The organism is Amycolatopsis sp. cmx-11-32 (assembly GCF_047608695.1).
GTDB lineage: Bacteria > Actinomycetota > Actinomycetes > Mycobacteriales > Pseudonocardiaceae > Amycolatopsis.
The window spans coordinates 222385-236078 of record NZ_JADNQN010000012.1 but is presented as its reverse complement, the minus strand read 5'-3'; the positions used below and the strand labels follow the sequence as shown (position 1 = coordinate 236078).

The 13694-nt window shown below is 68.3% G+C and carries 13 protein-coding genes; 7 read left to right on the top strand and 6 right to left on the bottom strand.

All coding sequences use genetic code 11. From position 1 onward, the window contains the following. Nucleotides 1-56: 56 nt before the first annotated feature. Nucleotides 57-1484 carry a short-chain fatty acyl-CoA regulator family protein gene (locus tag ACM6LR_RS30665; RefSeq protein WP_414941443.1) on the bottom strand — a complete coding sequence of 476 codons (1428 nt, stop codon included), beginning with the start codon at nt 1482-1484 and terminating at the stop codon, nt 57-59. 228 nt (nt 1485-1712) lie between these two features. Here ACM6LR_RS30665 and aceA point away from each other — a divergent pair, with 228 nt between their 5' ends. From aceA to ACM6LR_RS30645, 4 genes are all read left to right on the top strand, one after another. Beyond that, the gene (gene aceA, locus ACM6LR_RS30660; RefSeq protein WP_414941442.1) at nt 1713-2999 is read left to right on the top strand and encodes an isocitrate lyase; all 1287 of its coding nucleotides are present in this window, start codon (nt 1713-1715) and stop codon (nt 2997-2999) included. A 103-nt stretch (nt 3000-3102) separates the two neighbouring features. Continuing rightward, nucleotides 3103-4707, top strand: a complete 1605-nt coding sequence (gene aceB, locus ACM6LR_RS30655) for a malate synthase A (protein WP_414945047.1) — start codon at nt 3103-3105, stop codon at nt 4705-4707. Between the two features lie 432 nt (nt 4708-5139). Beyond that, nucleotides 5140-5271 (top strand): hypothetical protein, encoded by a 132-nt coding sequence (locus tag ACM6LR_RS30650; RefSeq protein WP_414941440.1) that lies wholly within the window; start codon nt 5140-5142, stop codon nt 5269-5271. 192 nt (nt 5272-5463) lie between these two features. Next, on the top strand, nt 5464-5607 hold the full coding sequence (locus ACM6LR_RS30645; protein WP_414941439.1) for a hypothetical protein: 144 nt from the start codon (nt 5464-5466) through the stop codon (nt 5605-5607). Nucleotides 5608-5830: 223 nt separating this feature from the next. On the opposite strand, the gene ACM6LR_RS30640 is transcribed toward ACM6LR_RS30645, so the two are convergent. The 4 genes from ACM6LR_RS30640 to ACM6LR_RS30625 form a co-directional block, all read right to left on the bottom strand. Continuing rightward, entirely contained in the window at nt 5831-7084 is a 1254-nt protein-coding gene (locus tag ACM6LR_RS30640) for a glycosyltransferase family 4 protein (protein WP_414941438.1), read from the bottom strand. A 128-nt stretch (nt 7085-7212) separates the two neighbouring features. Beyond that, entirely contained in the window at nt 7213-7701 is a 489-nt protein-coding gene (locus ACM6LR_RS30635; protein ID WP_414945046.1) for a glutathione peroxidase, read from the bottom strand. A 13-nt stretch (nt 7702-7714) separates the two neighbouring features. Continuing rightward, a complete protein-coding gene (locus ACM6LR_RS30630; RefSeq protein ID WP_414945045.1) occupies nt 7715-9226 on the bottom strand; it encodes a 1,4-alpha-glucan branching protein domain-containing protein in 1512 nt (503 codons plus the stop codon). Then, a complete protein-coding gene (locus tag ACM6LR_RS30625) occupies nt 9223-9996 on the bottom strand; it encodes a class I SAM-dependent methyltransferase (protein ID WP_414945044.1) in 774 nt (257 codons plus the stop codon). Before ACM6LR_RS30625 ends, ACM6LR_RS30630 begins: the two co-directional genes overlap by 4 nt. Before the next feature lie 136 nt (nt 9997-10132). On the opposite strand from ACM6LR_RS30625, the gene ACM6LR_RS30620 reads away from it, so the two are divergent. Then, nucleotides 10133-10555, top strand: coding sequence for a hypothetical protein (locus ACM6LR_RS30620; RefSeq protein ID WP_414941434.1), 423 nt, complete (start codon nt 10133-10135; stop codon nt 10553-10555). On the opposite strand, the gene ACM6LR_RS30615 is transcribed toward ACM6LR_RS30620, so the two are convergent. Continuing rightward, nucleotides 10536-11387 carry a DegV family protein gene (locus ACM6LR_RS30615; protein WP_414945043.1) on the bottom strand — a complete coding sequence of 284 codons (852 nt, stop codon included), beginning with the start codon at nt 11385-11387 and terminating at the stop codon, nt 10536-10538. The genes ACM6LR_RS30620 and ACM6LR_RS30615 overlap by 20 nt on opposite strands. A 243-nt stretch (nt 11388-11630) precedes the next feature. On the opposite strand from ACM6LR_RS30615, the gene ACM6LR_RS30610 reads away from it, so the two are divergent. Together ACM6LR_RS30610 and ACM6LR_RS30605 are read left to right on the top strand one after the other, a co-directional pair. After that, nucleotides 11631-12416, top strand: coding sequence for an electron transfer flavoprotein subunit beta/FixA family protein (locus ACM6LR_RS30610; RefSeq protein ID WP_414941432.1), 786 nt, complete (start codon nt 11631-11633; stop codon nt 12414-12416). Between the two features lie 193 nt (nt 12417-12609). After that, entirely contained in the window at nt 12610-13569 is a 960-nt protein-coding gene (locus ACM6LR_RS30605) for an electron transfer flavoprotein subunit alpha/FixB family protein (RefSeq protein WP_414941431.1), read from the top strand. The last annotated feature ends 125 nt before the right edge of the window (nt 13570-13694 follow it).

Below are 13694 nucleotides of genomic sequence, written 5' to 3'. Positions count from 1 at the left end.
TCGCCGTCACAGGCGGCGGCCCTCGTCGGCAACCCTGCCAGGGAGATCGAGACCGCTCAAGGCGCCTTGGGCACCGCCGGGTACGGGACGAAGGTGCTGGTGTTCTCGTCCACGGTCAGCTGCTTGCCGATCGTCGGGAACGCGCGTTGAGAGCAGGCCGGGCGTTCGCAGACTTTGCAACCCATGCCGATCGGGGTGGCCGCGGCGCGGTCGTCGAGGTCGAGACCGGTCGAATAGATCAGCCTTTTCGCGTGCCGTAGTTCGCAGCCGAGGCCGACGGTGAACGTCTTGCCGGGGCTGCCGTAGCCGCCGATGTTGCGGGACACCGTCCGCGCGATCCAGAAGTAGCTCTTGCCGTCGGGCAGGGTCGCGATCTGGGTGAGGATCTTGCCCGGCTGCGTGAACGCCTCGTAGATGTTCCACAGTGGACAGGCGCCACCGACGCGGGAGAAGTGGAAACCGGCCGCGGACTGGCGTTTCGACATGTTCCCGGCCCGGTCGACCCGCACGAACGAGAACGGCACGCCGCGGTTCTTCGGCCGCTGCAACGTCGAGAGCCGGTGGCAGACGGTCTCGAAGCCGACGCCGAAGTGGTCGCACAGCCGCTCGATGTCGTAGCGGAAGCGTTCCGCGGTGGAGAGGAACGGTCCATAGGGGAGGATCAGGGCACCCGCGAAGTAGTTCGCGAGCCCGACACGGGCCAGCGAACGCGCGGCGGGTCCGGAGAACGCCCACGAATCGGCGAGTTCGGTGATCAGGTCGTCGTAGTCGAGCAGGGCGATCTGCGAAGCCATCCGGAACGCCTGCTGCCCGACGCGCAGGCTCGGCGCCAGCCGCAGCACCCGCGGCCCCGGTTCGTACCGGTGCTGCTCACCGGCCGCTTCGTCGATGCCGTCGCTGGTGACGTCGACGCCGTAGCGCTGGGCCAGGGTTTCCTTCAGCGCGGTGAGCACACGGCCGCGCTGAAGCGGGATGTCGTGCGCCATCCGTTCGGCGCGTTCGTCCAGCTCGGCGACGTAGTTCTCCCGCTCGTAGAAGAAGTCGCGGACCTCTTCGTGCGGCAACGAGCCGGCCGCGCTGCCGTGCATGCCCAGCCCGTTCTCGGTGGTCAGCGCGGCGGTGTTCTCGACCGAGTTGCGGTAGCTGCGATGCAGTTTGACCAGGGCTTGGGCGATCGTCGGCAGGTTCGTGGCGAGGTCGTTCAGCTCGCTGGTGGTGACGTCCACGCCGAGGACCTCGTCGAGCAGCGCTTCCTTCACGTCCGCGACGAGCCTGGCGGTGTCGTTGTTCGCGAAGAACTCGGTGTCCACTCCGAACGCTTGCGTGATGCGAAGGAGCACCGGGACGGTCAGCGGACGCGTGTTGCGCTCGATCTGGTTGAGGTAACTGGGTGAGATCTCCAGCACACGAGCGAGATCCGCCTGGCTCATCGACCGGCTTTCGCGCAGATGCCGAAGCTTCGCTCCGGCGAAGGTTTTGTCCACACAGGCCTCTCTGTCCGCAAGGTTTCCGGACTCGAACGATTCAGTGAACGGTCAAGCCCGTGGATTTTCGCTCGGCTTGCGAACAGGAGATTCGCAACCTTTGCAAGATGGTACGGAAGCTTCGCAGAAATTGGCAAATTGGAGACCTGGATCGGATTTCCCCTGTCATGTCAGGGTCTGGTCAGGAAAGGCGATCACTCGCAAACTTCGCAACACCGGGAGAATCCGATGACTCAGCACGCGCAGCAGCTGGAGCAGGCGGCCGCCGAACTGGCCAAGCAGTGGGAGACCGACCCCCGCTGGGCGGGCGTGAAGCGGTCGTACTCCGCGGCTGACGTGGTCAAGCTGCGCGGCAGCGTGGTCGAGGAGCACACGCTCGCTCGCCGCGGTGCCGAGAAGCTGTGGGACCTCCTGCACAACGAGGACTACGTCCACTCGCTGGGCGCCCTGACCGGTAACCAGGCGGTGCAGCAGGTCCGCGCCGGCCTCAAGGCCATCTACCTCTCGGGCTGGCAGGTCGCCGCCGACGCGAACCTCTCCGGCCAGACCTACCCGGACCAGAGCCTCTACCCGGCCAACTCGGTGCCCGCCGTCGTCCGCCGCATCAACAACGCGCTGGGCCGCGCCGACCAGATCAACTGGGCCGAGGGCAACACCGACACCGACTGGTTCGCCCCGATCGTCGCCGACGCCGAGGCCGGCTTCGGTGGCCCGCTCAACGCCTTCGAGCTGATGAAGGGCATGATCGCCGCCGGTGCCGCGGGTGTGCACTGGGAGGACCAGCTCGCGTCCGAGAAGAAGTGCGGCCACCTCGGCGGCAAGGTGCTGATCCCGACCAAGCAGCACGAGCGCACGCTGAACGCCGCCCGCCTCGCCGCGGACGTGCTGAACGTGCCGTCGCTGATCGTCGCCCGCACCGACGCCCAGGCCGCGACGCTGATCACCAGCGACGTGGACGAGCGTGACCGCAAGTACGTCACCGGCGAGCGCACCGCCGAGGGCTTCTACAACGTCACCAACGGCATCGACCCCTGTATCGACCGCGGTCTCGCCTACGCCGAGTACGCCGACCTGCTGTGGATGGAGACCTCCAAGCCGGACCTCGAGGTCGCCCGTCAGTTCGCCGAGGCGATCAAGGCGAAGTACCCGGACCAGATGCTCGCCTACAACTGCTCGCCGTCGTTCAACTGGAAGAAGCACCTGGACGACGCGACGATCGCGAAGTTCCAGCGCGAACTCGGCCACATGGGTTACAAGTTCCAGTTCATCACCCTGGCAGGCTTCCACGCCCTGAACTACTCGATGTTCGACCTGGCGCACGGTTACGCCCGCGAGGGCATGACCGCCTACGTCGACCTGCAGGAGCGCGAGTTCGCTTCGGAGGACCGCGGTTACACCGCCACGAAGCACCAGCGCGAGGTCGGCACCGGCTGGTTCGACAACGTCGCGACCGCGCTGAACCCGACCAGCTCGACGACCGCGCTCGCCGGTTCCACCGAGGCCGAGCAGTTCTGATCCCTCGCAAGTAGGTGCCAGGTGGCGGTCTTTCGCCCCCGGGAGACCGCCACCTCCCTTTCCTCTTCTAACTCTCTTTCGCGAAGCCCAGCGGAGGCACACCATGGTTGAGAAGCTGAACTACCGGACCGACGTCTGCGGACCCGCCGGTGACCGGTTCGACGAGATCCTCACCCCGGCCGCACTGGACTTCGTGGCCAAATTGGACAACGCGTTCGCCGGCCGCCGCCGTGAACTGCTCGACGCCCGCCGTCTGCGCCGCGAGAAGCTGCAGTCCGGCGAGGAGCCGCTGGACTTCCTGCCCGAGACGCGCTCGATCCGCGACGACGGCAGCTGGTCGGTCGCCCCGGCCGCGCCCGGTCTCGAAGACCGCCGCGTCGAGATCACCGGCCCGACCGACCGCAAGATGACGGTCAACGCGCTCAACTCCGGCGCCAAGGTCTGGCTCGCCGACTTCGAGGACGCGACTTCGCCGACCTGGCACAACGTGATCGACGGACAGCTCAACCTGTTCGACGCGATCCGCCGCAACATCGACTTCACCACCGAGGCGGGCAAGCGCTACACGATCGGCGACGAGCCCGCGACGATCGTCGCCCGCCCCCGCGGCTGGCACCTGGTGGAGAAGCACATCCGCATCGACGGCCGCCCGGTTTCGGCGAGCCTTGTCGACTTCGGCCTGTACTTCTTCCACAACGCGCGCCAGCTGCTGGCCCGCGGCAGCGGCCCCTACTTCTACCTGCCGAAGCTCGAAAACCACCTCGAAGCGCGGCTATGGAACGACGTCTTCCTGCTGGCGCAACGAGAACTGGGTATCCCGCGCGGCACCATCCGGGCCACCGTGCTGATCGAGACGATCACCGCCGCGTTCGAGATGGAGGAGATCCTCTACGAACTGCGCGAGCACATCGCCGGCCTGAACGCCGGCCGCTGGGACTACATCTTCAGCGTCATCAAGAACTTCTCCTCGCACGGCGCGGACTTCGTGCTGCCGGACCGCGCGCAGGTGACGATGACCGTCCCGTTCATGCGGTCCTACACCGAGCTGCTGGTGCGCACCTGCCACAAGCGCGGGGCGCACGCCATCGGCGGCATGGCCGCGTTCATCCCGAGCAAGGACCCGGAGATCAACGCGACCGCGCTGGAAAAGGTCCGCCAGGACAAGGAACGCGAGGCGAACGACGGTTTCGACGGCTCGTGGGTCGCGCACCCCGGCCTCGTCCCGGTCTGCCGCGAGGTGTTCGACGGAGTGCTCGGCGGCTGGCCCAACCAGCTCGGCAGGGTCCGTGAGGACGTCGTCGTCACCGCCGAGGACCTGCTCGACGTCGCCAGCGCCGGCGGTGAGGTCACCGAAGCCGGTGTCCGCGCCAACATCAACGTCGCGCTGCGCTACATCGACGCCTGGCTGCGCGGCACCGGCGCGGCGGCCATCCACAACCTGATGGAGGACGCCGCCACCGCCGAGATCGCCCGCTGCCAGATCTGGCAGTGGATCCGCAACGGCACGAAACTCGAAGACGGCACCGCGCTCACCCGCGAACTCACGGTGTCCTATTTGGACGAAGAGCTGACCTCGGCGCGTTCCGAACTGGGTGAGGGCAACCGCCTCGGCGACGCCTACGAGATCTTCACCGAGACCGCGCTGGGCGAGAAGCTGCCGAGCTTCCTCACCACCGGCGCGTACGCGCGGTACCTGACCACTTACTGACACCGGCTCCGGCCGCCCCTACCTGACGCGGGGCGGCCGGGTTCCACACCGGTTTGGGACGGTGTGGCCCATCGGGTCCGGCGGCGGAGGCTCCCCGCCGCCGGACCTGATTCTCGCGCGCGCCCCCTTCCGGTAGCGCTGTCGGGCGTGCGCGCGCTGTCGCGGAGGCCCCGCTCACCCTCACACCGCAGTGGGCGGGGCCTTCGCGGCTTTCACGGGTTTTGGTTCTGCCGGTCGTGAAGTCCGTGAAGGGCTCCTTGAGGGACCCAGAGTCCCTCAAGGAGCCCTTCACGGACTTGAGGCAGAGGGACGAAACGGTCACGGATCGCGATTACGTAGGGGTACCTAGTGAAACCCCCATTGTTTCCGCGGCGATTCACGCGGATGCTCGGTCCCGGGTGCACTTTCCGCCCGAATTCCCGAGGAGCCACCATGAAGGAGCAGTTGAGGAGGGTTTTGGCCACAGCTTTCGCCGTCTTCGCGGTCGCCCTCGCCGCACCGGCCGTATCCGCTTCGGTGGCGGTCTCGGTGCAGCCGGACTGTGCCCGGCCCTGCCACTTCTGATCTTCGTCACCTAGAGCAGCCACGGGGGTCGCGCCCCTCGCGACCCGCGACCGCTCGTCCGCCCCGCCAAGTACAGAAGGCCCCCTTCCTTGCGCCTGGCGCCAGGGTCCAGGCGAAGTCGCAGAGCTGCCGTTCAGTGCCGCTCTTGACGATCCGGGCCCGGTCTCGTCAAGTTTCCGGAAGGGGGTGGCCGTGAGTGGCGATTCGGGCTGGAGCCAAGGGTTGGCTTTGGGTACCTACTGGCCGCTGGCCGGTGTCGCGAAAGCCACTTTCGGGACATCTGACGTCGCGAAAGTGGCTTTCGCGACACAGGGGGCGGCCGCGCTTGACGTCTGAGCCACGCTTCGGTCGGGGGTGGGTAAGTCGGGTTAGGGCGGACCGATCTTTGCTTGCCCACGTGTGGTCAGCCCGACGGCGCGGGGCCTCGGACCTTGATCAACTCGGTCGAGTGGGCAGGCGAATGCAGGTCTGTCAGAACCCGAACCGCCACACACGACCCGCTTGACCACCATCCCGACTTCGCCGGAACCCTGGCGCAAGGAAGAGGGTTACGAAAGACTCACGGTTCGAAGGCGTTGCCCGTCGCGATCTTCGGGCGCCCCAGTTCCATCGGCTCCCCGATGCGAGCCCGCCGGTAGACCGCGACGGTCGCCTCCGCGATCCGTCCCCAGTCGAAGTCCGCGGCCAGGCGCGATTGCGCGGTCAGCGCCCGTCGCGCCGCGGCGACTTCGTCGTCCAGTACCGCTTCGACGGCGTCCCCGAGGGCGCCGACGTCGCCGGGGCTGAACGCCAGGCCGGTCTCACCGTCGACGACGACCTCGCCGAGTCCGCCGGCGGTCGAAGCCACGAGTGGCGCCTTCGCGGCGGCCGCTTCCAGTGCGACGATCCCGAACGGTTCGTACCGGCTGGGCAGCACGACGGCGTCGGCCGCGGCCAGCACCGCGCGCAGTTCGCGGTCGGACAGGTGCCCGACGAAGTCCACCGCGCGGCGCACGCGCAGCTTCCGCGCCTGGTCGACCAGTTCCTCCAGGTGCCTGCCCTTGCCGGCGACGACCAGCCGGGTCCCCGGTTTGGCGCGGCGGATCCGGGGGAGCGCGGCGAGCAGGTCCTGCACGCCCTTCTCCCACTCCAACCGGCCGAAGTAGAGCAACAAGGGCGCACCGGAGGGGCTGTGGACCTCTCGGGCCTGCGCGACCTCTTCCGCGGGCACCTGCCAGGTGCGTTCCTCGATGCCGTTGTGGATCACGGTGACCGCGTCGCCGTCCACCTCGAACAGATGCGACACCTCGCGGCGCATGGCCTGCGAACAGGTGATCAGCGCGTCCGAGCGGTTCGCGAGCCACCATTCGACCGAGTGAACCTGCTGGTTCAGCGGATGTGAGAGCCAGCCGGAGTGCCGTCCGGCCTCGGTGGCGTGGATCGTGCCGACCAGCGGTACCCGCGCGGCCTCGGCGATCGCGATCGCGGGATGGGTGACCAGCCAGTCGTGCGCGTGCACGACGTCCGGCTGCCAGGTGCGCAGCAGGTCGGTCGCGGCGCGGACCATCGCATGCCCCATGGCCAGGGTCCACGCGACGAGGTCGCGTTCGAAGGTCACGTGCAGGGGGTCCTCGGCGACCCGGATGATCCGCACGCCCTCGACCACCCGATCAGTCCTCGGGTGGGTCTCGGCGTCGGTGCCCGCCGTGTGACGGCACAGGACGACCACGTCGTGTCCCTGGCCGACGAGGTGCCTGGCCAGTGCGTGGACGTGCCGTGCGAGTCCGCCGACGACCACGGGTGGGTACTCCCACGACAACATCAGCACGCGCATGGGTGGAGGCTACTCGTCAGTCGGTCTTCGCCGGGACGGGGCGATCACCCCCGGCGAAAGAGGCGGGCCTCGGGACCGGCGCCGCCCGGAACCGCACGGCCATCGACGCCGGGGGCTGAAGGACTCCGTCAGGCGCCGACAGTGGCCTCGATCGCCTTGATGATCGCTTTGTCTTCGGGATCGGTACGCGGGCGAAATCGTCCCACCACTTCGCCGGACGGGGCGACGAGGAACTTCTCGAAGTTCCACTGCACGTCACCGGAGGCGCCTTCCGCGTCGGCCGTCTCGGTCAGCTCGGCGTAGAGCGGGTGACGGCTTTCCCCGTTGACGTCCAGCTTCGCGAACAGCGGGAACGTAACCCCGTACGTCGTCGAGCAGAAGGTCTGGATCTCCTCGGCGGTGCCCGGCTCCTGGCCAGCGAACTGGTTGCACGGGAAGCCGACGACCGAGAAGCCCTTGTCCGAGTAGCGTTCCTGCAGCTTCTCCAGCCCGGTGTACTGCGGCGTCAGGCCGCATTTCGACGCCACGTTCACCACCAGCAGGGTCTTGCCTTCGAGCGCGCCGAGTGTGGTGTCCTCGCCCGCGAGCGTCTTCAGTGGAATGTCGTGGATCCCCATGGTTCCCCTTTCCTCATTTCCTCAGCAGGTCACGCGCGTCGACGTGCCCGAACGGGCCGTCGTCACGCCGGAACGCGGACGCGGTCTCCCGTGCACGCTCGTGCGCGCCGTCGCGGAGAAGTCCGGCGAGCGTGTCGAACCGGTCGGTGTGCACCTTCGCCCGCCGCCGCGCGTAGTCGGCGGCGGCATCCTTGGTGACCATGAACGCCCAGTCGCTCGAAAGCGCCAGCATCGCCTCGGCGACGGCCTGGTCGCGGACGGCGTCTCGGGTCGTCGTGTCCATTCCGGTGACGAGGTCGAGCATCCGGTGCTGCAGTGCGGTGTTGTCCCGCACCATGTCGGCGACCTGCTCGCCGTCCCAGACACGCCAGTCCTTGCCAGAGCCCCACGACGACGCCGGGAGGTCGACCCGTCCGCCGAGGTGGCCCGCCTCGAGCGCGCCCTTGAGGGTGGTGACGCGGACCCCGGCCTCCGGCAGTGCGCGCAGGACGCCTTCGAGCCAGGCGGGACCCTCGTGCCACCAGTGACCGAACAGTTCCGTGTCGTACGCGGCGACGACGAGCGACTCGCGGCCGTGCTCGGCCTGGAGCGAGCGCAGCCGGGCGACGACGGTGTCGACGAAGTCCTGGACGTGGCCGCCGAGGGTGCCCGCCGCCATCGCCGGGTCGTACGGCGCCTTGTCCGGCGGGTCGATGGTCTTGCCGGTCACCCGCGACGGCTTGAGGCCGACTTCGTGCGCCCAGGTGTGGAAGTCGCGATAGGTGGCGTGGCCGGGGTATCCGGCCTTCGGTGACCAGACGCGGTACGTGACCTCGAGGTCCCGGCCGAAGCAGACGACGTCGGAATCGCCGACGGTCCGCGCGGCGGAGGTGTCGCCGTGCAGAGACGGGCCGTCGACGAGGAAACGCTGGACGCCCGCGGCGGCGTAACCCGCCTCCATGCCGGGGTTGTACCCGCATTCAGGTGCCCAAATGCCTTCCGGGCGCCGACCGATCCGCAGCGCGGTGTCGGCTAGGCCACCGCGCAGCATGAAGTCGCGCACCGCCGGGTCGAGCAGCGGCTGGAACGGATGCGCCAGCGGCCCGCCGAGCAGTTCGATCGTCCCGTTGTCCACAAAGGATCGAAGGATCGGTGAGAAGCCGTGACGCCAGCGGGTTTCGAGTTCTTCCGACGCTTTGAGCGCGGTCTGGTATTCGCTCGCGGCGAGGTCGCGTAGCAGTGGGTCGCCGCGCCAGAGCGTGGACGCGTGCCAGGCGCGTAGCTGCCAATGACCGAGCCAGTCGTGGAAGGCGTCGATGCAGTACGGGTCGTCGAGTTGCGCGGCGAGGATCGGTGTCATGCCGAGGGTGAGGACGTCTTCGCGGCCCTCGTCGGCGAAGCGGCGCAAGAGGTCGACCATCGGCAGGTACGAATGCGCCCAGGCCTGGTAAAGCCATTCTTCGCCGACCGGCCAGGACCCGTGGTGCGGCAGCCACGGCAGGTGGCTGTGCACGACGAGGCAGAACGTGCCTTCGTACTCGCTCATGGGCGCACTGCCACGGCGACGAGGTCGAGGCTGGCGTCGAGGTCTTCACCGTGGATGGCGAAATCCGTGGTTTGGATGCCTTCGACGTCGGCGAGCAGTTCCACCGGCCAGGTCGCCTGTCCGGGCAGCTGCCCCATCACGACGTCGAGCTGGGCGTCGATGATCGAGCCGCCGTACTTGTCGTCGAGTTCCTTCACACCCGCGCCGTGGTGTAGACCGTGCAGCGTCTCGACCTCGAACCCGGCGTCGCACAGCAGTTCGTCCAATTCGGACGGTGCGAGTTCCTTGGTGTGGAAGGGATTGAGCGGGGTGTCGCTGTCCGGGGTGAAGGTGAGCCGGTTGGGCGTGGTGACGATCAGCCGTCCGCCGGGGGAGAGCACGCGTCGGCATTCGGCGAGGAACGCGGCCTGGTCCCAGAGGTGCTCGATCACCTGGAAGTTGGCGACGACGTCGACGGAGGCGTCCCGCAGCGGCAGGAACACCAGGTTCGCCCTGGCCACGCCGATGCCGGGGTAGCGGTGGGCGACGTGCTCGGTGGTGGGGACGTCGTAGTCGAGCGCGAGCACCCGCTCGGCGACGGTGGCGATGAGCCCGGCGCCGTAGCCCTCGCCGCAGCCTGCCTCCAGGACGGTCTTGCCCGCGCACAAGGGGAGGAGCTTGTGATACGCGGCCTCATGGCGGCGGTACCAGTAGTTCTCCTCGGCGATGCCCGGCACGGTGCGTTCACCCGTGAGGTGCAGCGCTTCGGCCCTGGTGGCTGGGGTGGTCACGCCGCGACCCTACCGGCCGGTCACTTCCCTCCCCTCCGCAAGTCGTCCTCTGGTTGCGGTCCTTGCGCGTGCAACTACCGCAACTAGAGGACGAATTGCGGTGTCACGTTTCGCGGCGCCGCGCGGTCCAGGAGGTATGCAACGGACACTCACTCGCGTACTGCTCGTCGTCTTCGGCCTGATCGAACTGCCGGTCGGGCTGTGGCCGCTGCTCAGCCCGGACGGGTTCTACCGGGATTTCCCCGGTTTCCGCACCGGCTGGGTGGCGATGGACGGCCCCTTCAACGAGCACCTGCTCCGCGACTTCGGCGGCCTCAACCTGGCGCTTTCCGCCATCCTGCTCGGTGCCGCCGTGATCGGGACGACCGCCGTGGCCAGGCTCGCGGCGCTCGCGACCTTCCTCTTCGGACTGCCGCACTTCCTCTACCACCTCGGCCACGTCTCGCATTTCGAGCCGGTGGACCAGGTGCTCATCGTCGCGACGACGGCGCTGGGCGCGGTACTCCCGCTGGTGCTCGTACTGATCCCCGGGAAGCGAGCTACACCGGTGACACCGTGATGCCGATGGCGCCAGGGCCGAGGTGGGCGCCGAGGATCATGCTCGCGTCGACCAGGGTGCTGTCGACCATCCGGGGCAGCCGCGCCCGCAGCCGTCCGCCGATCTCGAGGTCGCGTTCGTCGGGGCCGAACCGGGTGATGGCGATCTCGACGTCCTGATCGCCCGCGCATTCCACCGCGAGGTCGACGAGTTTGGTGAGCGCCCGCCGCTGACCCGGCACCCTGGTCAGCGGGGCGACCTCGCCGTTCTTCAGCGTCAGCAGAGGTTTGATCGAGAACGCGGAACCGAGGAACGCCTGCGCGGCGCCGATCCGGCCGCCGCGCCGCAGGAACTCCAGCGTGTCGACGTAGAGGATCTCCCGGCCGGCGCGGAACCGGCGTTCGGCCGCGTCGATGACCCGGGTGGCCTGCCCGCCGGCGGCGGCGACCCTGGCCGCCGAGGTCGCCGCGAAACCGAGGCTCATCCCGGTGGTCCCGCTGTCGAGGACGTGGACCGGGACGCTCACCTGCTGGGCGGCTTCGCGGGCGGCGTTCACCGTCTCCGACATCCGTCCCGAGATGTGGACGCTGACGATCGCCGAGGCGCCCTTGCTCGCGGCGTCCTGGAACGCCCAGAAGAACGCGGCGACCTCCGGCGGCGCCGTCTTCACCGGCGTCCCGGCGCGCAGCTGGCCGATGACTTCGTCGCGGTCGTAGCGGTTCTCTTCGTCGGACTGCTCTCCGACCTGCAATCGGACCTGAACGACGCCGATTCCCCAGCGTTCGGCGACCGAGGCGGGGAGGCAGGAGGTCGAGTCCGTGATCACGGCGACAGGGCCGGGCATGGAACGCATGGTGGGGCAGATTAGCCCGTCGCCCGCACTGGGAGTACCCCGGAATACGACCGTTCGGGTTAGTCGCCCGGTAACACTCACTTCCGGGTGAAATACCTGGACGATGGTCCCAATAAAACGTGCATCCAGGTGAATGAGGTCACCTCGGCGGGCCGCGGCGCTGAAATGGCCCTAATCTACCGGCCAGTAGAGCTGTTGCCCCGTGGCCGACGCCGGCCACTAACGGGAGGTCGAAGTAGACCCATGACGAATATCGTTGTCCTGGTCAAGCAGGTACCGGATACCTACTCGGAGCGGAAGCTCTCCGGTGCCGACAACACTCTTGACCGCGAATCCGCCGACGCCGTGCTTGACGAGATCAACGAGAAGGCCGTCGAAGAAGCCCTGAAGATCAAGGAAGCCGGCGAGGGTGAGGTCACCGTCGTCTCGGTGGGTCCCGACCGCGCGACCGACGCGATCCGCAAGGCGCTGTCCATGGGCGCCGACAAGGCCATCCACGTCTCCGACGCGGCTCTCCACGGCTCCGACGCGATCGCCACCGCGAAGGTGCTGGCCGCCGCGATCGGCAAGGTCGAAGGCTACGACCTGGTCATCACCGGTAACGAGGCCTCCGACGGCCGCGGTGGCGCCGTGCCGGCGATCATCGCCGAACTGCTCGGCCTGCCGCAGCTGACCCACGTGAACGAGCTGACCGTCGACGGCACCGCGATCAAGGCCGACCGCTACACCGAGGACGGTGTCACGCACCTCGAGGCGAACCTGCCCGCGCTGGTGAGCGTCGGCGAGAAGATCAACGAGCCGCGCTACCCCTCCTTCAAGGGCATCATGGCCGCGAAGAAGAAGCCGGTCGAGACGCTGACCGTCGCGGACCTCGGCATCGACGCGGGCGAGGTCGGCCTCGGCAACGCCTGGTCGTCGGTGCTCGAAGCCTCCCCGAAGCCGCCGCGCACCGCCGGTGAGCGCGTCGAGGACGAGGGTGACGGCGGCAGCAAGGTGGCCGCCTACCTGGTCGCGCAGAAGCTCATCTGACGGAGACGTGAATACGCGGATGAAATGCGGAAGTAGGAACGCGAACCCACTCCGGTCGGCAGGCCCCGCGATCGCGGCGGCAGGGCGCCAGACGGCGTCAGGTGAGCGAACAGGACAAGGCGCGCCCTGGCGACGCGATCGCGGTCGCGGGTTCCAAGACAGCGCTGAGACAGGTTTCGAGGAGGAATAGGAAATGGCTGAAGTACTCGTCCTCGTCGACCACGTCGACGGTGAAGTCAAGAAGGTCACGCTCGAACTGCTGACCGCCGCTCGCGAGCTGGGTGAGCCGTCCGCGGTCGTCGTCGGCCCGACCGGCACCGCCGCCAAGGCGAAGGAAGCCCTCGCCGCGCACGGCGCCGCCAAGGTGTACGTCGCCGAGGGCGACAACGCCACCGGCTTCCTGGTCACCCCCAAGGTGGACGTCCTCGCCGCGCTCGCGGAGCGGTCCTCCCCGGCCGCCGTGCTCGTCGCGGCCAGCGCCGAGGGCAAGGAGGTGTCCGCTCGTGTCGCGGTGCGCCTCGGCTCCGGTCTGCTGTATGACGCCGTCGGTGTGAACAGCGACGGCAGCGTGGACCAGTCCATCTTCGGTGGTGCGTTCTCCGTGAAGTCCAAGGCCACCAAGGGTGTCCCGGTCATCTCGGTCCGCCCCGGCGCGGTCGAGGCGTCCCAGGCCGAAGGTGCGGCCGCCGAGGAGACCGTCGAGGTCCCCGCGGGTGACCCGGCGAAGTCCGCCAAGATCACCGGCATCGAGCCGATCGTCGGCGGCGACCGGCCGGAGCTGACCGAGGCCTCGGTCGTCGTCTCCGGTGGCCGCGGTGTCGGCTCGGCCGACAAGTTCGACGTCGTCGAGTCGCTGGCCGACTCGCTCGGCGCGGCCGTCGGCGCCTCCCGCGCCGCCGTCGACTCGGGCTACTACCCGGCGCAGTTCCAGGTCGGCCAGACCGGTAAGACGGTCTCGCCGCAGCTGTACATCGCGCTGGGCATCTCCGGCGCGATCCAGCACCGGGCGGGCATGCAGACCTCGAAGACCATCATCGCGGTCAACAAGGACGCCGAGGCGCCGATCTTCGAGATCGCCGACTTCGGTGTGGTGGGCGACCTGTTCAACGTCGCGCCGCAGCTGACCGAAGAGGTCCAGAAGCGCAAGGGCTGAGTTTCATCCTGAAGGGGCCGTCCGGGATTAGTTTCCCGGACGGCCCCTTTTCTGTGATCCGAGAGTGATATTGCACCCTGAGAGAAGCCTGAGAACCCGCATTTAACTGAACGTGCACTGTTCGG

Coding starts and splice junctions, on each gene's coding strand:
- ACM6LR_RS30635 (WP_414945046.1), bottom strand. CDS start 7,701: ATGGGGATCCACGACATTCCACTGAAGACGCTCGCGGGCGAGGACACC.
- aceA (WP_414941442.1), top strand. CDS start 1,713: ATGACTCAGCACGCGCAGCAGCTGGAGCAGGCGGCCGCCGAACTGGCC.
- ACM6LR_RS30640 (WP_414941438.1), bottom strand. CDS start 7,084: ATGCGCGTGCTGATGTTGTCGTGGGAGTACCCACCCGTGGTCGTCGGC.
- ACM6LR_RS30615 (WP_414945043.1), bottom strand. CDS start 11,387: ATGCGTTCCATGCCCGGCCCTGTCGCCGTGATCACGGACTCGACCTCC.
- ACM6LR_RS30650 (WP_414941440.1), top strand. CDS start 5,140: ATGAAGGAGCAGTTGAGGAGGGTTTTGGCCACAGCTTTCGCCGTCTTC.
- ACM6LR_RS30620 (WP_414941434.1), top strand. CDS start 10,133: ATGCAACGGACACTCACTCGCGTACTGCTCGTCGTCTTCGGCCTGATC.
- ACM6LR_RS30605 (WP_414941431.1), top strand. CDS start 12,610: ATGGCTGAAGTACTCGTCCTCGTCGACCACGTCGACGGTGAAGTCAAG.
- ACM6LR_RS30610 (WP_414941432.1), top strand. CDS start 11,631: ATGACGAATATCGTTGTCCTGGTCAAGCAGGTACCGGATACCTACTCG.
- aceB (WP_414945047.1), top strand. CDS start 3,103: ATGGTTGAGAAGCTGAACTACCGGACCGACGTCTGCGGACCCGCCGGT.
- ACM6LR_RS30630 (WP_414945045.1), bottom strand. CDS start 9,226: ATGAGCGAGTACGAAGGCACGTTCTGCCTCGTCGTGCACAGCCACCTG.